The organism is Chryseobacterium sp. CCNWLW53, assembly GCF_037083525.1.
In the GTDB taxonomy this organism is placed as follows: Bacteria; Bacteroidota; Bacteroidia; order Flavobacteriales; family Weeksellaceae; genus Chryseobacterium; species Chryseobacterium lathyri.
Genome location: NZ_JBAOJR010000002.1, coordinates 394,626 through 415,689, shown reverse-complemented (window position 1 = coordinate 415,689; position 21,064 = coordinate 394,626). Strand labels below are relative to the sequence as shown.

Below are 21,064 nucleotides of genomic sequence, written 5' to 3'. Positions count from 1 at the left end.
TGAAACCGTTTAGTGTAAAGCTATTTCAATTAAGAAGAGATATTCCAGCTGCTTTTTGATTGCTACTTGGTTACCTGTTTAGTTTGAAACTTACTTTTTAATAATCTTATTTTGAAGTGTTTTTCCATCTTCAAAAGTAAATTCTACGAAATAAATTCCATGAATCAATCTATTCATATTTACTGAAGTAATTTTCTTGTCCTGCTCAGATTGCACCAGCTTACCATCAGCCGCATAAATATTTACTTTAACAACATTCATTTTTGAATTAATATTCAGAATATCATTTACTGGATTTGGATAAAAATTAAAATCCTTATTGTTAGAAGTTTCGTTTACGGATAGGCAATTTGATAAATTCACAGTAACGGCTAATCGGGTAGCACTTTCGCAGGCTCCTACAACTTGAGAAGCATAATATGTTGTACCCGTAACTAACGCCGTTGTATTGGGAAGTAAATTTCCACCCGTTGAAGCATCATACCATTGTATATTTGAACCCGTGACCACAAGGTTTGCCAACGTCTGTGATGAACAAAAATTCTGTAGTGAATTTCCTGTAGGAGCAGCAGTACTTCCATTACAAATCTGAAAAATCACATGATCTAAAAAAGCAAAATTTCCAGCCTGATTAACATTATTTTTTACTCCTTTAAAATTTACTCTATTTGTACCCGCAGGGAGAAGTATATTTTTGGTAACCCATTGACTGGCTGTAGGTGTAAAAAAAGAAGGAATCGTCCCACCAGTATTTAATTCTCCGGTTTTTCCAATTTCATAATCATGAATTAGAGTATACGTTTGCCCCCCATCAGTTGAATACTCCAGTAAAATGTGATCATCTGCGAAAATGGTCTGAATAGCTGCAGGCATGGTATATCGATTAGCCGCTGCAAATTGAAATGAAACCCCAACAGGTTCATTAGTGGGATTATTTAAAACCGGCGACTGAACGTTATAAGTAGACAGCCCCATGCTGTTAAAAAAATTATACATTAGACTCCCGCCTGCTCCTCCATTCGGAGAATCAACTGACATATTTTCTATGACAATTACTGAAGGATTAGAATAGTTCCATTGAGATTGAGTTGGGCTGCCTCCAAAATTTTCAGTATAAGGAAGACTAACTTGGGCTCCAATTACGATCGGACAGAAAGTTAAAAGTTGCAAAAAACGAAAATAGTTCTTTTTCATATATAGTTAAATTGATTTTAAGAGTTCAAATTGATAACGGTAAGAGAAATTTTTAATAATTAAAATAACCGTATTATTTGTAATTGTAAAGCAAAAAAACATTAAGCAATAATTAGAAAAAAAAGTAAAAAATACAACTGACAAATTAGCAACTATAACGCAACATTCTTTATGTCAACCAATTAAATACAATGTTTTTAATAAACATATAAGTATAAATTTTGACATTATCGAAAGTACTTATCGTCTTTAGCACTGGTATGAACAAGGCAATGCTGGCTATCTGTCATCCTATCAACTCTATTTCCGTTATACTATGATCCATCCGCTGGAAGTAAATGCGGAGTAGTTATTTTGTTTACCTGCTTTAGCAATTTTACTTAGCTCGTAGAAATCACAAATTGGCCCAATGGCGCCAACTGTCTTTAGTTGGCACCATTTTTTATTATAATCATCTACGGAATTACCTTCCATTTCATGTTTTCTGAAAAACAAAATCATAAACATCCTTAAATAAGAAATTTAACATAAAAACTGTCATTTTACAACCAATCTCAGTAGAAACCTGATATAAAATAAAAAGTTAAATAGTGACTATTTTGTTTAAGGCTTTTCTTTTAAATGCCTGCTATCAGAAATAATTCATTAATTTGTACATCATATTTACTTACTAATGAGAAAGACTATATTTTTTTTATTCTTTTTTATTCAGGCTTTTGCTCAAAGTCCGGTAGAAAATCTGAAAAAATTATCTGAAACCGAACCTGATAAAGCATTAAGCATCTGGGAAAATGTATACCGTAATGCAGATGAAGCAGGAAAAGTAAAAGCATTATTATCTGTTTCTCAAGCTTACATTCTAAAAGGTGACCGTAAAAATTGTTTTTACTATTTTGAAAAAGCAGAATTGAGAGAGCAAGAAATTGATACTCCTTTATTGACAAGTGAAGTACTTCTTAATAAATCTGGTCTTTATCTTGTAATTGGTCTCTATGAAGAAGCTGAAAAGTATGCCGGTGAGGGAATAAAAACAGCAGAAAAAATTGAAAATAGGAAAGATAAAAACTGGATATCTGCGGATCTTTTCTATTTATTGGTAACGATAAGGTCACTTAATAAAAAAGAAAAAAATCCGATTCCTATCTTTAAAAAAATCACCAATCTTTACCTTGAATCAAATTTATCAGAAGAAGAAAAAGATAAAAGACTCCTTGTCACTTACCATAATCTTGGAAGCCTGTATTTTGACAAGGCTCAAGTAGATTCAGCGGATTATTATTTTAAAAAAGCTTTAAAAAATAGAGGAATTGATGATAATCCATTTGTAAAAGGACTTACTCATGAAAAAATAGGCGAGATCGCCTACCAGAAAAACAATATTGAAGAAGCCTTGCAGCATCTTAATAAGGCAACTCCTCTACTGGTTAAATATAAAGACCCTAATTTAAGAACTAATTATGCTTTACTCTCTAAACTCTTTGATAAAAAGGGAGATCAGAAGCAGGCGTTAGAATTCAAAAGCCTTCAGAATGAATTCAATAGCAAACTGAATAGCTCAACACAGGATGCATTAAAACTAGCTTATTATTCTCTGGAAAAAAATAGAGTAAAAGCAGAATCCAAGGCAGAAAACATTAAAATGCTATTGATTATTTCCAGTATAGGATTTATAATTGTTCTAGGATCTGTACTCTATTATTTTAAGAAGAAAAAAGAAAAACAAAGAGAGCTCTTTCAAAATATCATTTCAAAATTTGAACATAAGCTGAAAGAAAATAGCAGTAATCTTACTGTTGTTGAGTTTTCAGACAAAAATCAGGGTCAAATTGAGCCTATAAAAGAAAGTTTAATTGAGAAAAATATTCCAGACAATATAGAAAAAGAACTCTTCTTATTCCCGCAAGTCTACTATTATTTGCCTTATGGTATGACGGGTTATTATTCCGGTACTATCACCTGAAAAGAAAACTGAGATAGTTTTATTTTTTCTTGTTTTAAATATTTTGAAAAATATAATCAACGACAGGTTAAGCTACTTTATTTTCATGTCCAACAGGAACAAAAATATAAGCTATGACATTTTCCAGAGTAGGGAAAAAGTTAGCGGATCTCCAAAATCAAATGGAGGAGCTAAAAGATAATCCTTAAGTCTGAAAAAACTCCTTTAAACTTTTTGAATATCATGAAAAATTTAACAATAAGGATGAAATTCCGACATTAGATCAATTGAAAGAAGCCCTAGGTGATACTTATAACCTAGGGCAAAGCCTTGAGAAATTCACTCATCAACATGACCACAATTCGAAGTCAGAATGGCATTTTTACGGCGAAAAATTTGGATGGAGTCTGCGAGTTAAAGATAGAAAACGGGTTATAATATATCTTTTGCCAAGAGAAAAATTCTTTAAAGCAACATTTCAGACAGTATAAAAACTGAACTTATAGCTGCAAAAGTGTATGCAGAGGGACGTGGTATAAGGATTGAGGTCAGAGATTAATTGCATTGTAAAGATATTGAAAAACTAATTGAAATAAAGATTGCTCACTGAAATCTTGTTCCAAAAAAAGACTATAAAGGGATGACCACCCATTACAGTCTTTTTTACCAAGCAGTAAAATCATTATAGTTGTAATCGCAAAGACTTTGCAACATCTACCCAGAATCGCGATCAGATTATTTTCTTCTGTAATCTTATGACATCAATAACAATGGCTTTACCCTTTGCCTGACCACCGATCAACTAGCTCGCCTGTGCAAGGTTTTTATCATCAGAACTAGGTTGAAGCCGTACCACTACTTTTGTTATATAAAGCTTTTTTAAATACTATCAATGCGGCAGCTTGTCTCTGAAATATCCGTAAACCCAAGTTCCGAAAACAGCACTCACCAAAGTAATAATAACCGCAAAAGCTCCAGTCCCGATCTGCGCAAAAAGAGGTCCCGGACAAGCACCTGTAATGGCCCAGCCAAATCCGAAGATTAAGCCTCCATAAATTTGTCCTTTGTTAAAAGTTTTAGGAGCAATTGAAATTTTTTCTCCGTAGATGGTTTTTATTTTAAATTTTTTGATGATCCAAACTGAAATCATGCCAGTCACAACTGCGCTTCCAATCACGCCATACATATGAAATGACTGCAAACGGAACATTTCCTGAATTCTGAACCAGCTGATGATCTCAGCTTTCACAAACACGATTCCGAACAAAACACCAACTATTAAATACTTCAAATTGTGATACCATTTGTGCCGAAGATGGTTTTCGTTGGTACAAATGGTATCTTGGTGACTTATATCTGTTTCTTTTTTCATTATTAAATACATTTAGAGTGAAAGAATGATGGGCAAAATCACATTTGCCATTAAAAAACCGCCAATCATAAAGCAGATTGTTGCCACCAAAGACGGCCATTGAAGATTGGAAAGTCCCATTATCGCGTGTCCGCTTGTACAACCTCCGGCATATCTTGTTCCGAAACCTACGAGAAATCCGCCTACAAACATCAGAATAAATCCTTTTAACGTCAATAAACTTTCAAAATTCATCAGTTGGGTCGGAACAAGATTACTGTAATCCGTGATCCCATAGGTTGCTAATTCTGCTTTAAGATTTGAATTGACTATAATTTCTCCGGGGTTCATCAGAAAATGGGCAGCAGTCATTCCTCCGAAGAAAATTCCAAGGACAAAGAATAAGTTCCAGGATTCTTTTTTCCAGTCGTATTTGAAAAAACTCACATTCGCCGGAATACAGGCTGCACAAATATGTCGCAATGACGAACTGATTCCGAAAGATTTATTGCCTAAAGTCAGCAAAGCCGGAACAGTAAGACCAATCAGTGGACCTGCAACATACCACGGCCAGGGTTCTTTTATCATATCTAACATTAATTTACTTATTTAATTCAAAATTACTTCAAAACTTTACTTTGACAAACGAAATCACTTTTGGGAACCTCAGTTTGTGCAATTGCATTAAATCCACCTTCAATTTCGGTAAAATTACGGAAACCTCTTGCCTGAAGGATACTCGCCGCCATCATACTCCTGTAACCTCCTGCACAATGAAGATAAAAATGTTCGGTCGGTTCAATACGGTTCATCCATTCATTGATATATGCTAAAGGTTTGTTGTAAGACCCATCCACATGTTCCGCCAGGTATTCGCTTTCTTTTCTTACATCTATGGTTCTTACATTTTTATCCTTGATTTCATTTTCAAACTGCTTCGCAGAAATTCTATTTACAGTATCAGTTTCTTTTCTGCTGTTTTTCCATGCTTTAAAACCTCCTTCCAGAAAACCTAAAACATTGTCAAATCCTACTCTACTGAGTCTTGTAACCGTTTCTTCCTCATTATTTTCATCCGTAATTAATAAAATCGGTTGTTTTACATCTACAATCAAAGCACCGACCCAAGGTGCAAAATCTCCATCCAATCCGATATTAATCGATTGAGGAACAAAACCTTTCGCAAAATCTTCATTATTTCTAATATCCAGAATCAAAGCTCCTGAATGTTCTGCCATTTCCTCAAATTCTTCGGGAGAAAGTGCGTGGAGACCTTTAGATAAAACCTCATCAAAACTGTCGTAGCCTTTTTTATTCATCGCTACATTCATCCCAAAATACGCTGGCGGAGGAAGAAGCCCTTCTGTAACGGCCTTTATAAAGCTTTCTTTATCTTTTTGATTGAGCGCATAATTGGTCTTCTTTTGATTTCCCAACGTATCAACCGTTTCTTTCTGCATATTTTTTCCGCAGGCAGAACCAGCTCCGTGAGCGGGATAAACGACAATTTCATCCTCCAGAGGCATAATTTTTTGGTATAAACTTTCATAAAGAAGTCCTGCTAACTCTTCCTGAGTCATATTCGCCGCTTTCTGAGCTAAATCCGGGCGACCGACATCGCCAAGAAACAAAGTATCTCCACTGAAAAGTGCTTTTTCCTTTCCGTTTTCATCGATTAATAAAAAGGAAGAGCTTTCCATTGTGTGTCCCGGCGTGTGCAGAACTTTTATTTTGATTTTTCCGATTTCAAAGATCTGTCCGTCTTTAGCAATGATGGCTTCAAACTCGGGCTTTGCCGTTGATCCGTACACGATTGGCGCACTAGTTTTTTTACTTAAATCAACGTGACCACTTACAAAATCTGCGTGAAAATGGGTTTCAAAAATGTATTTTAATTTTACATTGTCTTTTTCCAGTCTCTCTATGTAAGGTTGAGTTTCTCTTAAAGGATCAATAATCACCGCTTCACCGTTTGAAACAATGTAATAAGCTCCCTGAGCGAGACATCCTGTATAAATCTGTTCTATTTTCATTTTGATATTTTTTATTTAATTTTAATTTGATACAAATTTCCGGGTTTGAATTTTGTTGTACAGCTACTTTTGTTACACAAGAGTATTAATTAATTATCTCCTATTTTGAAACACCGAATGATTGCAGCCCGACTTGAACGGAGCTCTTTTTGTGAGGAGGAACGACGAGCAAAAAAGCGGGAGTGGAAGGCGGATAAAGCTGCCCAAAAATTATTGATTGTTAGATATTTAAAAGAAAAGTTCCTTAATGATAATGTAAATTCCCATTACTAAAATAAACCATCCGAATGCAGGTTTCAGTTTTTTGCCATCAATTTTCTTTGATAATTGCGAGCCAATGATAATTCCAACGATGGCAATTGCGGTGATGGTTGCTAATAAATTCCATTCGATTTTGACGTGATTCATTGATGAAAAAAATCCGATCAGAGAATTTAAAGAAATGATGACCAAAGAAGTTCCGATGGCAGTTTTCATTGGCGTTTTCAGAAGATTGACCAAGGCAGGAATGATCATAAATCCGCCTCCTGCTCCTACCAAACCTGTCAGAATACCGACTACAGAACCTTCAGCTACTGCCAAAGGTGTATTGTTATTTTCTGAAGGGATTGTTCCTATTTTTAATTCCACCCTTTTCCGTATCATTTTGTAGGAAGCGGTAATCATTAATCCAGCAAATAGCAACAGAAGAAAAATGTCTTTGGTCACAATGAAATTCCCTATTCTAAAGACTTCATCAGGAATTAATGGAAGAAGAAAATTTCGGGTAAGAAAAATTGAAATGGTTGATGGAACACCAAAAATAAATGCCGTTTTGAGATCGACCAATCCTTTTTTAAAGTAAGAAAACGAACCAACCAAACTGCTGATTCCGACAATGAAAAGTGAATATTCTGTTGCCAAAAAAGCCTCAATTCCGAAGAGATAAACCAACACAGGAACGGTAAGAATACTTCCGCCACCACCGATTAATCCTAAAGAAATACCTATAAAAACCGATGCGATATAACCAAAAATTTCCATTCTTCAACTTTTTATGAAGCAAAAATGGAAATATAATAGAAGACATACCGCTACTTTTGTTACATAGGGAAATTTATATTGGATCCAAGAGTGTAATCTTGTTTCTTCCTAATTTCAATTTACCGGAATCTTCCAGCTGTTTCAGAAGTCTTGACACAACTACTCTAACTGTTCCCAGTTCATTGGCAAGCTGTTCGTGAGTGATTACGATGGTTTTAGATTGGGAGATTTCAGATTTTTTATAGAGCAGATTGAGTAATCTTTCATCTACTTTTTTGAAGGCAATCGCATTGATAATATCGAGCAATTCTTCAAAACGCTTGTGATACAGCCTGAAAATATAATCCAGCCATTCCGGATATTCTTTGATGAATAAGGTAACTTTATCCATTGGTAAAAACAAGATCTCTGAATCTTCCTCCACTTCGGCCTTTACAATACTTTTCTCATTGTGCATCCCACCAAGAAACGACATAATGCAACTTTCACCTGCCTTGATGTAATAGAGTAAGATCTCGCGACCGTCTTCTTCTGTCCGGATGACTTTTAACAATCCTTTCATTACAATAGGTATTGAGCGTATGGACGCATTTTCATCCAGAATGATTTCGCCCTCCCGATATGTTTTCAAGATACCATTTTGATAAAGCCTATCAGTTAATTCCTTAGAAGAACTGAATTCGGAAGAAATTATATTTGGGTTCATTATGTGAAAATATGCTACGAATTTACATTAATTTATAAATTTTCGATTTTACATCAATTATTTTTTCTTATAAATAAAATATATCGTAATATTGCAATATTAAATTATTATGGGAGCTACAAAGACGGATCACTTTACAGATCAACAAAATAAAATAGCAGTGATAGCAAAAGCATTGGGACATCCTGCCAGAGTTGCTATTATAGAATACCTGCTCAAGGTAAATACGTGTATCACGGGAGACATCGTTAATGAATTACCCTTGGCACAACCCACCATATCCCAGCATTTGAAAGAACTGAAAAATGCCGATTTGATAAAAGGCAACATTGAGGGAAATTCAGTATGCTATTGTATCGATGAAAATACTTTCGAGATCCTGAAAGATTACTTTTCAAAGATCATTAATACCGTTACTGATCAGAAATGTTGTTAATGCATTTTTTTACTTTCAAATATCGCAATATTGCATTAGTACAATATATTTTTAGACTTTCAAATCGCTCTCATTAAATTAAAAAACAATTAAAACAAAATAATATGACACTAGAACAAATAAAAGAGATCTTGCCAACATTGGAGAATGTAGAGTTTCAATTGGAAGACGGGACTTTTGTGCCTGAGCATTTCCACGTGACGGAAGTCGGACAGATCAATAAAAGATTCATCGATTGTGGCGGAGTGATTCGTGAGGAATCAGTGGTCAATTTCCAGTTATGGAATGCAGACGACTACGAGCATAGGTTAAAACCCGGAAAACTGCTTAATATTATCAAACTTTCTGAAGAAAAATTAGGGATTGAAAATAATGAGATCGAAGTGGAATATCAAAGCAATACCATTGGCAAATATGATCTGGAATTCAATGGGAAAGTTTTTGTTCTGAAAAGTAAGACCACTGCTTGTCTTGCTCAGGATGCTTGCGGAATTCCTTCGGAAAAACTTAAGAAGAATCTGGCGGAATTGCCTGTTAATAGTGCTAATACGTGCAAACCTGGAGGAGGCTGTTGCTAAATCAATTTCTATATGGAAGCATTCAACAAAAGATCGCATTGGGAAAACATTTACCAGAACAAACATTTGGAAATAGTAAGCTGGTATCAGCCTGATCCCGAGACCTCTTTAAAATTTATCCATCAGCTCGATCTGACCAAGTCCGCTAAAATCATTGACGTTGGCGGAGGCGACAGTTTTCTTGTGGACCATCTGCTTGAGTTAGGGTATGAAGATATTACAGTGCTTGACATTTCCCATACAGCAATAGAACGGGCAAAAGCAAGGCTAGAAAGCAAAGCCGACAATGTGCAGTGGATCACTACAGATATTTTGGATTTCAGACCAACAGAACTATACGATTTTTGGCACGATAGGGCTGCCTTTCATTTTTTGACCGAAGAAAATGATGTGGATCATTATATAGAAACTACAGGAAATGCGATCTCCAGAAATGGAATGATGGTGATTGGTACCTTTTCGAAGCTGGGTCCAAAAAAATGCAGCGGTATCGATATTAAACAATATTCAGAACAAACAATGACAGATCGGTTTGAGAAATATTTTGAAGCGATTGAGTGTTTTTCTGTTGATCATAAGACACCTTTTGAAACCATTCAGAATTTTGTATTCTGCAGCTTCAAAAGAAAAAACATCATTTCTGATAATGCTAAAGCTTAATATTACTGGCAACAGTAAAACCACCATTTTGATCCGTATGGAACTGCTGCACAGAAGCCGAACCGACTGGGCGAGGCTTTTGGGAAGTATTTTTTTGCTGATCAAAGGTGCAGGTTGTTGGTCATTCGATAAAAAACTGATCCCAAATGGAAAATAAGGTCAACACCAAAGAGATCATTCTCCTTTTTCTCAAACTGGGCATTATAGGATTTGGCGGTCCTGCTGCTCACATCGCAATGATGCAGAACGAGGTGGTGGTCAAAAGAAAATGGATGGATGAACAGCATTTTCTTGATCTGCTAGGAGCGGTCAACCTTATCCCCGGTCCCAACAGCACCGAAATGGCAATACACATCGGCTATGACAAAGGCGGATGGAAAGGTCTACTGGCAGCCGGCTTGTGCTTTATTTTTCCCGCCGTTTTGATCACAGGAACATTCGCTTTTTTATATCATCAATATGGACAGCTGCCCCAAGTTCAACCATTCATTTACGGTATCAAGCCTGCGATCATTGCGGTGATCATCGGCGCAGTGTATCCATTGGCAAAGAAGTCGATCAAATCTACATTCCTGGCTTTGGTCGGTATGGCTGTATTATTAGGTTCCTTATCGGGAATCAGCGAGATTTATCTGATGTTTGGTGCGGGCTTCTTGGCCATAGTTGTATTCTCGTTTCAGAACATGAATAATGGTAACACTATGCAGGGTTTTGTTCCTTTATTATTTTTCAAGGTTGGTCAAAATGAATTTCTTTCAGAAACAAATGTGAAATTGTTCTGGATCTTCCTGAAAATCGGTTCAATACTGTATGGGAGCGGATATGTTCTTTTTGCTTTCCTCGATACAGAATTGGTTGCAAAAGGCTTAATCACCAGACAGCAATTAATGGATGCGATCGCTGTGGGACAGTTCACACCGGGACCTGTCTTTTCTTCTGTGACCTTTATCGGTTATCAGATCAATGGATTATCAGGTGCCATCCTTTCGACTATTGCCATATTCCTTCCGTCATTTATTTTCGTTGCATTGCTCAATCCGCTAATGAAAAGGATACGCAGATACAATAGCTTATCGGCTTTTCTTGATGCCGTCAATGTAGCTTCTGTAGCAATCATAGTTGCCGTCTGCTTTACAATGGGTAAAGAAGCCGTCACGGATTGGCGAACGATCACTATTGCATTGATCAGTGCATTTGTTATTTTCAAATACCAAAAGATTAATAGTGCGTTCATCGTTTTAGGAGGTGCATTATTAGGTTATATTTTAAATACCATCTAATAAATATTATAATTAAAAAGTAATCTGTTTATCGATATTATTAAAAATAAATAAAAATGAACCAAACCATTTCAAAGATTATAGAATCAATTTCTATAGACTCTATTACCAAGGAAAGAAAAACTGTTTTGCAGCCATTAGCAGATTACATCCAAAGTAAATCGGAAGCAGATCAGACAGTCAGACTGAATTTTATCTGTACCCACAACAGCCGAAGAAGTCACCTGTCCCAGATCTGGGCGCAGACCATGGCTTTCCATTTTGGTATTAAGAGCGTGTACTGTTATTCCGGAGGTACAGAAGCGACCGCAATGTTCCCAAAAGTGGCTGGAACATTGGAAAACCAAGGGTTTCAAATTCAGATGCTGAGCGACAATGAGAATCCTGTCTATGCTGTAAAGTATGCAGAAAATGAAGCTCCTATCATCTGCTTTTCGAAAGAATACAGCAATGATTTTAATCCCAAAAAAGAATTTGGTGCAATTATGACGTGCAACAATGCCGATGAAGGCTGCCCTTTGGTTATAGGCGCAGAGGCAAGATTTCCTATTAAGTACAATGACCCCAAATCTTCAGACAACACACCAGAACAGACGCAGATCTACGCTGAGAGAAGTTTGCAGATCGCCACAGAGATGTTTTATGTTTTTTCGCAGATAAATAAATAGAATGGAAATAATACCAACAGACAAGAAGCATTTTCCAGACATAACGGAAATATACAGGCAAGGGCTTGAAACAGGCAATGCCACATTTGAAACCACTGTTCCGACTTGGGAGGAATGGGACAAAGGTAAACTAAAGCACAGACGATTGGTTGCTATAATTGACTACACAGTTGTTGGCTGGGCTGCACTCTCGGCAGTGAGTGACCGATGTGTCTATGGTGGTGTGGCAGAATTGAGCATCTACATTTCCAATAATCATAAAGGAAAAAGCATTGGAAAAGCCTTAATGCAAAAACTGCTAGAAGAAAGTGAAAGGAACGGCATATGGACATTGCAAAGCGGTATGTTTCCTGAGAATAAAGCAACAATGGCTCTTCATCAAAGTTCGGGCTTCAGAATGATAGGTTATCGCGAAAAAATCGGAAAGCTAAGAGATACTTGGCGTGACACCGTCATTATGGAAAGAAGAAGTAAAACAACAGGAATAAATTAAAACAGTATGCAACCAAAATTAAAATTTCTCGATAGATACTTAACACTTTGGATATTTCTTGCCATGGCAGTCGGAGTAGGCTTAGGATATATATTTCCCGAAATAACAAACATTACCAATTCACTTTCTGTAGGAGCAACCAACATTCCGCTGGCAATTGGATTGATCTTGATGATGTACCCTCCCCTCGCAAAAGTAGATTACTCTTTATTGCCTATTGCATTTAAAGACAAAAAGGTAATCAGTATATCACTTCTGTTAAACTGGATCATCGGTCCCATATTGATGTTTATACTGGCCATTATTTTCTTAAGAGGTGAACCTGATTATATGATAGGATTGATCCTCATAGGTTTGGCAAGATGTATTGCAATGGTCATCGTGTGGAACGATCTGGCCAAAGGAAACAGAGAATATGCCGCCTTACTGGTCGCCTTAAATAGTATTTTTCAGATATTCACCTACAGTTTTTTTGTCTGGTTATTCATCAATGTTTTACCGGGAAAATTAGGATTGGCCAATTTCAATGTAAGTGTATCAATGAAAGATGTGACGGAGAGTGTTCTCATCTATTTGGGTATTCCATTTCTGGCTGGGTTCTTAAGTCGCTATTTTTTGGTTAAATTAAAAGGTCTGGATTGGTATAACAGAAAATTTGTACCGGCAATTTCACCAATCACATTGTATGCCTTATTATTTACAATTGTTTTGATGTTCAGCCTTAAAGGCGAAAAAATAGTGGACCTGCCCATGGACGTTGTCAAAGTTGCGATACCACTTGTGGTATATTTTGTACTGATGTTTTTTGTCAGCTTCTTTATCAATAAATCGATGAAAGTACCTTATGACAAAAATGCCTCCATCGCATTTACAGCCACAGGAAACAATTTTGAACTGGCAATCGCAGTTGCTATCTCTGTTTTCGGCATCAACTCTGCACAAGCCTTTGTCGGGGTTATCGGTCCCTTGGTAGAAGTTCCGGTTCTGATTTTGTTGGTAAGAGCAAGTCTATGGTTAAAGAAAAAGTACTATGTATAGTGATACAAATTGATATAACAGAATAAGTTAGCTTATAACAAGCCATTTTTTTAATATAGCATTCGATTATGAAATTATCCATAACTACATTTTCTCAAGTAACATCGTTTTAATTTAGCAGGCAAGCATAGATTTTCATTTCCCTACTCTTACCTTCGTAAAATGGCTAAAATGCCTTTTATTCCGAATCCCAGGTATTCAACGGATAAAGAAAAATCCTTGGAACCCCAACGTCATCTTCATGAAGATATCAGTATGACCTGGCGCAAGCCATATCCTCAGGAACATGAAATACGATTGACCCGCAATAAGATGATATAAAAGAATCTTTAATAAGTACAATTTCAATTACACTTATTAAGGATTATAATAAAATCATACTCTTTGAATATTTATAAGTAACAGAAATAATAAACTTAACTATACTTGAACCTTTTTTTGTAAATCATTCCACATGTATTTTTTCAATAAAGTTTTGTAAATATTGTTCACTCTCACAATCAATAATTTTTCTTACATAATCATGATTTGCCTTGTTAAGCAAATAGACCTGCTTATTGGTAATATAGCTTAAATGAACAATACAAAAAAATTCTCGCTTCATTTAAGATTATGGCTTTATAACAAGATTTTTCAAAGTTTTTAAATCGCTGCTGCTATTATTTAACTTTAAATAACTCAGTCATTTTGATTTTTCCATTATCTTTTTTTATAACGTACCAATGTGTGTTATTCCCAATTAACCCCGCCTACTTATTTGAAAATTACCAGCTATTGACCCCATCCTGCAATGCCTTTTCGTAATTTTCCCTGTCAAAAGAATATAACTCCTGTGCTTTATGTGCCCCACCCTTTCGAAGCTCGTTTAATTTTTTCAGAATACCCATATTCTTGATCTTTCTATAAAAATTACCACGGTTAAGATCTCTGCCCAATATCGTTTCATACAACTTTTGCAGCTCAGTCATCGTAAATTTCTCCGGTAACAAATTATACCCTATAGGTTTATAGGTGATACGCTCTCTAAGGGTCAGGAGCGCTTTCTGAATAATTTCCTTATGGTCCATTGTAATAGGATATCTGTCAAGATTGTTGACATCCAGCCAGTCAAATTCTTCACTCATTTCATCTGCTTTGGGAGAAACATTATGGTAATTGACCAGTGCATAATACCCAATGGAAACAAATCTCTGTTTATGCCACAGGCTGTCTTCATAATCAGCAAAAGAGTCTTCGCTTCTGCCATACTTTCCGAATACCGCAAACTCCTCCAGAAATATATCGGATACCCCTGCACGCTCTGACAGAATTCTCACAGCCGCATCATCAATATTCTCTTTCTTTTTAAGATAACCACCGGGAAGAAACCACTGCTGATTAAACTTCATTTTGATCGCAAGTACCTTAAGCTCATTTTCGCTAAAGCCAAAAATGACCGTATCGATGGAAATATGTGGTAAATATAATTGATAGGACTCAGCTGATTTCTCTATGATCTGCTTATGGGGACTCATGCTTATTTTCTATTGTTTGGTTGCAACAAATTTAAGGTCATATTCAGGAAGAACCAAAATTTACGCTGCCAGATTGTTTTTTTGGGTAATATTCAGTTCAGGATTTCTTAACATTTCCAAAACTCTCCAGTCTATTTCACAATAAAATACTTTTTTATTTATCTAATAATCAAACAAATACATAAATATTAATTTTTCGCAACATTCCATTTGGTTGTATCAAAAAAAGAATGTAATATTAGTTGCTTCTTAAAGAAGCAACTAATATTTATCAGGAAATATTGGATCCTATACCATATAATGATACCGTATCCGTGATTCGATAACTCTCTGCACGATTAAAACCACAAAAAACAGATTAATTGATAATTATGAAAAATCTAAAATTTACAATTTCCGCTTTGGGACTGATGCTTTCCTTCAGTACTGCGTTCGGGCAGCAGACCGATAGCCTGGTAGTGAAAAATGCCGTGAATACAGCTATAAAAGGTGCAGAAGGTGTAAAGACTGTTACCTCCAAAGAAGACAACAACAGGAACGTCATGTTAAACGCGGCCAATAACACAAGTCCCAGAGACGTAAATATCGGTCTGCCATCAACCGTCGGAGGAATTACAATTCTTGAAAACGACCTTCCTGTGGTTTATTTTTTCTGGCCGGAACTGCCCAATAAAACATGGAGACAGAGTGTGGGCCTTGAAAAAACCGGACTTCTGAAAATGGATCAGCTGGCAAATACGATGGGAGATCTTGGTTTCGCGGTGAATTCATACGCGCAGACGGGAACCAAAGATTTCAAACTGAAAGGAAAGCTTACTACAAGCACCTTTGGTTGGCTGCAGGGCGATGTAAATGCGTCAGGACCGATTTCTAAAAACGGCTGGAGCTATACAGTCGGAGCGTTCGCAAATTATGATCCGAGCACCTATAAACTGGGGTTTGCAAGAAATGCCGATGAAACAAAGATTTTCAGGGTCGGCGCTACTAAATATTTCGATAACGATAAGGGTAAAATCTCCATCTTATATAAATATGCGGATTCTTACAGCATCACCAATTATGCGGTTTTTCAATATGGAGAAAACGGAAAAGTAACGGAGCTCGATAATTTCAAAATCGGGAGGGATTCCTATGTGGTAAGAGATGGACAGATGAAAGTCAAAGATATCCTCACGGGTGAATCTTATTGGGCGTCCATGAGCGGCAAAGATAACAGGTCAACCTCCCACAACATTGATATCTTTGGTAATTATCTTTTGAACAGTGGATGGAATTTCAGATTCTCCACAAGGGCACATTTTTCAAAAACTAAAATGTCCAATATGATTCCTTTAAGCATTTTCAATGCCGATCCTTCTGCAGGATATACTTTGGCTTCCAGCGGTCAGGCTTATTCGGGACAGGTAGGAACTATTCTGGGGATGTACACGCCGGAAACCCCAATTACAAATATCGCAAGCCGCTTTTCGTTGAATAAACAGGTCGGAAATCATAACGTGACTTTCGGTGTATTGGAACAGTATTATCACGTTGACAAATTCACGTCCAACCGTTCTTTCTTCTTCCAGACTGTTGAAGCTCAGCCTCAACGATTGATCGGGCCCAATACCGATGCTGACGGGTTCTATAACTACAATGCAGGCGGCGAATATCACAGCGGAACAGAGAACAAACTTTCACTGTATGGTACCGATGAATGGAAAGTTACCGACAACTTTAATCTGAGCTACGGTTTGCATCTGAGAAATCATATCCTAGATGGAGAATATTCTCTGACTCCCAGAACGATTGGGTTCAGTTTCACGGACCCTGGTCAGTTTAATCACATCAGCCAAAATTTCTTTCAGATTGCAGGAAGTTTGAATGCGACTTACAACATTACCAAAAACTTCGGCGTTTTGGCCAACTTCCTATACACAGAAGAAAACAGAAGACTGGAAAGCTACTCACAGGCTTTTGAACCCAATACCAATAAAATTAAAAGCCCATTGGGAGCAATTGGAGTTTTCTGGAATACAGACTGGATCCAGTTAATTTCCCAGGCAACCTATCTGAAAAAAAATAATAACCTTAACAGATATAACCTTGTAAATCCTGCCAATAGTTCTGAGGCACAGACCACGACCGTTTATTACGATATCCAGACATTGGGCTGGACCACAGACTTTGTTTTAAAGCCTTTCAAAGGATTTAATCTTCATTACCTGATTACATTGCAGAATCCGGTGTACAAGAAATTTAATTTCAATGCTTTCGGAAAAGATTACAATTACAGCGACAATAATGTTCTGGGGGTGGCCAAAACGCTGATGGAAATCGACCCAAGCTACTCGACCGGCAAATGGAGGTTCTGGGCGAGCTTCAGGTATTTCTCAAAACAGTATGCGAATCTGACCAATGCACTATATTTTGCGCCGAGATGGGAAACTTTCGGTGGTGTAAATTATACGGTTAACAAAAACATCAATGTAGGTGCAACGGTTATCAACTTCCTGAACCAGAGAGGGGCAAGCGGAACCATCAACGGTGCCGAACTGATTACAGATGCAAGCCCGTATTACGGAAAACTATTGACAGGAACATACATTATGCCGTTGACAGGCCAATTCTCGGTAAACTTTAATTTCTAAATTGTAAACAATGAAAAGAACGGTTTTAAATGTTACTGCATTATTTTTAGGAGTAACAGCATTTGCACAGAATATTCAGACAGTAACGAATTCTAAAGGCCCTGTTTTAGGGTATTCCGCAGATTCAGGTGTAAAAATTCTTACAATTGGCGGAAATAAATTCAAAGATTTAAACAGAAACGGAAAACTTGACAAATACGAAGACTGGAGACTTCCCGTTGACGAAAGAGCGAAAGATTTAGCATCAAAAATGACAGTCGAACAGATTGCAGGTTTAATGCTGTACAGCGGTCACCAATCTGTTCCTGCACCTGCAGACGGTTTCCGGGCAGGGAAATATAACGGAATGCTGTATAAAGAAAGCGGTGCAAAAGCCTCTGATTTAACAGACCAGCAAAAGAAATTTTTAAAAGAAGATAACCTTCGTCATGTTTTGGTAACAACCGTTGAATCTCCTGAAATTGCAGCACAATGGAGCAACAATATTCAGGCTTATATTGAAGGTCTGGGATTGGGAATTCCAGCCAACAACAGTACAGACCCGAGACATTCTGCAATCGTAACGGCTGAGTTTAATGAAGGAGCAGGCGGACAAATTTCTCTTTGGCCGGATGGCTTGGCAATGGGTGCAACTTTCGACCCGGAATTGGTTAGAAAATTCGGGAACATCGCAGCTCAGGAATACAGAGCATTGGGGATTTCAACGGCCCTATCACCTCAAATCGACCTGGGAACAGAACCCCGTTGGTACAGAATCGCTTATGTTTTCTCTGAAAGTCCGGAACTGACAGCAGATTTAGGAAGAGGTTATATTGATGGCTTCCAGACAACTAGCGGAAGCAAAAACGGTTGGGGTAACAAAAGTGTAAATGCGATGGTAAAACATTGGCCGGGAGGAGGTCCTGAAGAAGGCGGTCGTGACGGCCACTGGGCGATGGGGAAATTTGCTGTTTATCCGGGAAATAATTTCCAGAATCACGTAAAACCTTTTACGGAAGGTGCTTTCAAATTAAGTGGAGGAACAAAAGAAGCTTCTGCGGTAATGCCTTATTATACAATCAGCTTTAACCAGGATACGAAAAACGGAGAAAATGTCGGAAACGGTTACAGTAAATATCTGATCACAGATTTACTTCGTGGAAAATACAAATATGATGGCGTGGTGTGTACCGACTGGTTAATTACAGCTGATGAACCAAAAACTCCGGGAGGATTTGCCGGAAAACCCTGGGGTGCCGAGAAATTATCAATCGCTGAACGTCACTACAAGGTCTTGGAAGCGGGTGTCGATCAGTTTGGAGGAAATAATGATAAAGGACCCGTTTTGGAAGCGTATCAGATGGGAATGAAAGAGTACGGTGAAAAAGCATACCGTGCAAAATTTGAGCAGTCTGCCGTTCGTTTGCTGAGAAATTTCTTCAGAACAGGATTGTTTGAAAATCCGTACGTTAATGTTGAAGAAACTAGGAAAATCGTTGGCAATCCTGAGTTTATGAAGGCGGGTTACGAAGCGCAGGTTAAATCGATTGTGATGCTGAAAAATAAAGGAAGTGTTCTTCCTATCAAAGAAAGAAAAACGGTTTACATTCCAAAGCGATATTCTCCCGCAACATTCAATTGGTGGGGAATTTACACAGCCCCGTCTCTGGACTATCCCGTGGATATCGAAAAAGTCAAAAAACATTATAATGTAACCGAAGACCCTACAAAGGCGGATTTCGCATTGGTTTTTGTAAAAAGCCCGCATAGTGAAGAGGGCGGTTACAGCGATATCGATGCTGCAGAAGGCGGAAATGGCTATCTTCCGATTTCTCTTCAGTACAAAACGTATACAGCAACCGAAGCCCGTGAAAAAAGTATTGCGGCAGGCGACCCCGTTGTAGCCCCAAATGTACACGACAGAACATTTAAAAATAAAACTTCAACGGCCACCAATTTCACTGATTTACTGACGATTGAAAACACCTATAAGACAATGAACGGAAAACCTGTCATTGTTTCTGTAACGGCTTCAAAACCGATGATCTTCAACGAATTTGAAAAGCACGCTGATGCGATTCTGATGAACTTCAATGTCTCCAATCAGGCTGTTGTGGATATCGTAACCGGAAAATATGAGCCTTCGGGACTGCTTCCCCTTCAGATGCCTGCAAATATGGCAACTGTTGAAAAGCAGAAAGAGGATGTTCCTTACGATATGGAAACACACAAGGACTCCGAAGGTCATAACTACGATTTCGGATACGGAATGAACTGGTCCGGCGTGATTAAAGATGCCAGAACTCAAAAATATCATAAGTAATAGTTCATTAAAAAATTAGTTAATTGATGTCTTGAGACCGGGCATTATGTTCGGCTTCATTTCTTTAACAGTAATTATTTGGGCAGCTTTATCCGCCTTCCACTCCCAATCTTTTTTGCAATACGATTCCAGTTTAAATAGAACTCGAAGACCAAGCAAAAAAGGATTTCGTTCAAGTCGGGCTGCGAGAAATCCTATGTTAAAACCAACATAGTCTTTGTCATTCCGTAGGAATTTCAACAATGATATTTGAAATACTGAGCTTAGATTCCTACGGAATGACAAACTAACTACAAAGTTTAAGAACTAAAAATCAAAACAATTTAAAAAAATGAAAAAATTAATCATAGCAAGTTTATTTCTTGCAGGTTTAACAACCATCAACGCTCAAAAATCAATTCCATTATACAAAGGAAAAGCGCCGGGAACAGAAAACTGGACACAAAAAGAAGCACAGCAATTCAATGAATTGTTTAAAACGGAAGTTGTTTTCAATGTTTCACAACCTTCAATGCTAGTCTTTGAAGCTGATAAAGCAAAAGCCAACGGAACAGTTATCGTTGTTGCTCCAGGTGGTGGTTTTCAAAGTTTATCCATCAACAGAGAAGGAATTGATGTTGCCAAAAAATTAGCAGAAAACGGAATCACTGCAATGGTTTTAAAATACCGATTATTGGAAACAAAATCCAACGACCCGGCAAAAGAAATGATGGAAGGTATCAAAGACAGAAAAGCATTTGACGCAAAAACAGCTCCAATCAAAGTAATGGCTGGAGACGACATCAAGACGGCCATTTCCTACATCAGAACCCACGCAAAAGAATTAAATATCAATCCTGAAAAACTGGGTGTTATCGGTTTTTCAGCGGGTGCAAGTGTGATTTTGGAAAGTGTTCTTCACAGCAAAGATGCTTCAACGTTACCCAACTTCGCAGCTTCGATTTACGGCGGGCCAAGTCAGGATATTTTAGATACACAGATTCCTTCAACGCCGTTACCATTGTTTATTTGTGCCGCAAGTGATGACCAATTAAAACTGGCTCCAAAATCAGTTTTATTATACAACAAATGGATAGAAGCAGGACAGCCAACTGAACTTCACATCTACGAAAAAGGTGGTCACGGTTTCGGAATGGGGAAACAAAATCTTCCTGTTGACAAATGGTCGGATGTCTATTTGGATTGGTTGAAATTCCACAAGTTTTTATAATTAATCATT

General features: G+C 37.3%; 20 protein-coding genes. 13 read left to right on the top strand and 7 right to left on the bottom strand.

Features of this window, described 5'->3' with window-relative positions:
* Positions 1-90 precede the first annotated feature (90 nt).
* Positions 91-1,194 (bottom strand): T9SS type A sorting domain-containing protein, encoded by a 1,104-nt coding sequence (locus tag V6R96_RS06840; RefSeq protein ID WP_336378458.1) that lies wholly within the window; start codon positions 1,192-1,194, stop codon positions 91-93.
* A 673-nt stretch (positions 1,195-1,867) separates the two neighbouring features.
* Between V6R96_RS06840 and V6R96_RS06835 the strand changes: the two genes are divergently transcribed.
* Together V6R96_RS06835 and V6R96_RS20745 are read left to right on the top strand one after the other, a co-directional pair.
* Positions 1,868-3,154 carry a hypothetical protein gene (locus V6R96_RS06835; protein ID WP_336378457.1) on the top strand — a complete coding sequence of 429 codons (1,287 nt, stop codon included), beginning with the start codon at positions 1,868-1,870 and terminating at the stop codon, positions 3,152-3,154.
* Positions 3,155-3,402: 248 nt separating this feature from the next.
* A complete protein-coding gene (locus V6R96_RS20745; RefSeq protein WP_407934750.1) occupies positions 3,403-3,624 on the top strand; it encodes a DUF3788 family protein in 222 nt (73 codons plus the stop codon).
* 398 nt (positions 3,625-4,022) lie between these two features.
* Here V6R96_RS20745 and V6R96_RS06830 read toward each other — a convergent pair whose 3' ends face one another.
* From V6R96_RS06830 to V6R96_RS06810, 5 genes are all read right to left on the bottom strand, one after another.
* On the bottom strand, positions 4,023-4,505 hold the full coding sequence (locus V6R96_RS06830; RefSeq protein ID WP_336378456.1) for a DUF6691 family protein: 483 nt from the start codon (positions 4,503-4,505) through the stop codon (positions 4,023-4,025).
* Between the two features lie 12 nt (positions 4,506-4,517).
* Positions 4,518-5,081 (bottom strand): YeeE/YedE thiosulfate transporter family protein, encoded by a 564-nt coding sequence (locus V6R96_RS06825; RefSeq protein WP_336378455.1) that lies wholly within the window; start codon positions 5,079-5,081, stop codon positions 4,518-4,520.
* A 23-nt stretch (positions 5,082-5,104) separates the two neighbouring features.
* Positions 5,105-6,517, bottom strand: a complete 1,413-nt coding sequence (locus V6R96_RS06820; RefSeq protein ID WP_336378454.1) for an MBL fold metallo-hydrolase — start codon at positions 6,515-6,517, stop codon at positions 5,105-5,107.
* A gap of 228 nt (positions 6,518-6,745) precedes the next feature.
* Positions 6,746-7,540 (bottom strand): sulfite exporter TauE/SafE family protein, encoded by a 795-nt coding sequence (locus V6R96_RS06815; RefSeq protein ID WP_336378453.1) that lies wholly within the window; start codon positions 7,538-7,540, stop codon positions 6,746-6,748.
* A 73-nt stretch (positions 7,541-7,613) separates the two neighbouring features.
* Complete coding sequence (locus V6R96_RS06810; RefSeq protein ID WP_336378452.1) at positions 7,614-8,246, bottom strand: Crp/Fnr family transcriptional regulator; 633 nt, start codon at positions 8,244-8,246, stop codon at positions 7,614-7,616.
* Positions 8,247-8,355: 109 nt separating this feature from the next.
* Between V6R96_RS06810 and V6R96_RS06805 the strand changes: the two genes are divergently transcribed.
* The 8 genes from V6R96_RS06805 to arsB all read left to right on the top strand — a co-directional run bounded on the left by V6R96_RS06805 (position 8,356) and on the right by arsB (position 13,399).
* Entirely contained in the window at positions 8,356-8,682 is a 327-nt protein-coding gene (locus V6R96_RS06805; protein ID WP_336378451.1) for a metalloregulator ArsR/SmtB family transcription factor, read from the top strand.
* Positions 8,683-8,786: 104 nt separating this feature from the next.
* Positions 8,787-9,260, top strand: a complete 474-nt coding sequence (locus tag V6R96_RS06800) for a DUF6428 family protein (protein ID WP_336378450.1) — start codon at positions 8,787-8,789, stop codon at positions 9,258-9,260.
* 12 nt (positions 9,261-9,272) lie between these two features.
* Positions 9,273-9,920, top strand: coding sequence for a class I SAM-dependent methyltransferase (locus V6R96_RS06795; RefSeq protein ID WP_336378449.1), 648 nt, complete (start codon positions 9,273-9,275; stop codon positions 9,918-9,920).
* Positions 9,907-10,077 (top strand): hypothetical protein, encoded by a 171-nt coding sequence (locus tag V6R96_RS06790; protein ID WP_336378448.1) that lies wholly within the window; start codon positions 9,907-9,909, stop codon positions 10,075-10,077. Before V6R96_RS06795 ends, V6R96_RS06790 begins: the two co-directional genes overlap by 14 nt.
* Positions 10,067-11,200, top strand: coding sequence for a chromate efflux transporter (gene chrA, locus V6R96_RS06785; RefSeq protein WP_336378447.1), 1,134 nt, complete (start codon positions 10,067-10,069; stop codon positions 11,198-11,200). The genes V6R96_RS06790 and chrA overlap by 11 nt, the downstream gene beginning before the upstream one ends.
* A 56-nt stretch (positions 11,201-11,256) precedes the next feature.
* Entirely contained in the window at positions 11,257-11,868 is a 612-nt protein-coding gene (locus V6R96_RS06780) for a protein-tyrosine-phosphatase (protein ID WP_336378446.1), read from the top strand.
* A 1-nt stretch (position 11,869) separates the two neighbouring features.
* Positions 11,870-12,361 carry an N-acetyltransferase family protein gene (locus V6R96_RS06775; RefSeq protein WP_336378445.1) on the top strand — a complete coding sequence of 164 codons (492 nt, stop codon included), beginning with the start codon at positions 11,870-11,872 and terminating at the stop codon, positions 12,359-12,361.
* A gap of 6 nt (positions 12,362-12,367) precedes the next feature.
* Entirely contained in the window at positions 12,368-13,399 is a 1,032-nt protein-coding gene (arsB, locus tag V6R96_RS06770) for an ACR3 family arsenite efflux transporter (RefSeq protein ID WP_336378444.1), read from the top strand.
* 764 nt (positions 13,400-14,163) lie between these two features.
* Here the strand turns inward: arsB and V6R96_RS06765 are convergent.
* The gene (locus V6R96_RS06765; RefSeq protein WP_255815895.1) at positions 14,164-14,913 is read right to left on the bottom strand and encodes an NrtR DNA-binding winged helix domain-containing protein; all 750 of its coding nucleotides are present in this window, start codon (positions 14,911-14,913) and stop codon (positions 14,164-14,166) included.
* Positions 14,914-15,284: 371 nt separating this feature from the next.
* On the opposite strand from V6R96_RS06765, the gene V6R96_RS06760 reads away from it, so the two are divergent.
* From V6R96_RS06760 to V6R96_RS06750, 3 genes are all read left to right on the top strand, one after another.
* Entirely contained in the window at positions 15,285-17,543 is a 2,259-nt protein-coding gene (locus V6R96_RS06760) for a TonB-dependent receptor (RefSeq protein ID WP_336378443.1), read from the top strand.
* Between the two features lie 10 nt (positions 17,544-17,553).
* The gene (locus V6R96_RS06755; protein WP_336378442.1) at positions 17,554-19,845 is read left to right on the top strand and encodes a glycoside hydrolase family 3 N-terminal domain-containing protein; all 2,292 of its coding nucleotides are present in this window, start codon (positions 17,554-17,556) and stop codon (positions 19,843-19,845) included.
* Between the two features lie 331 nt (positions 19,846-20,176).
* Positions 20,177-21,055, top strand: a complete 879-nt coding sequence (locus V6R96_RS06750; RefSeq protein ID WP_336378441.1) for an alpha/beta hydrolase — start codon at positions 20,177-20,179, stop codon at positions 21,053-21,055.
* Positions 21,056-21,064: the final 9 nt, after the last annotated feature.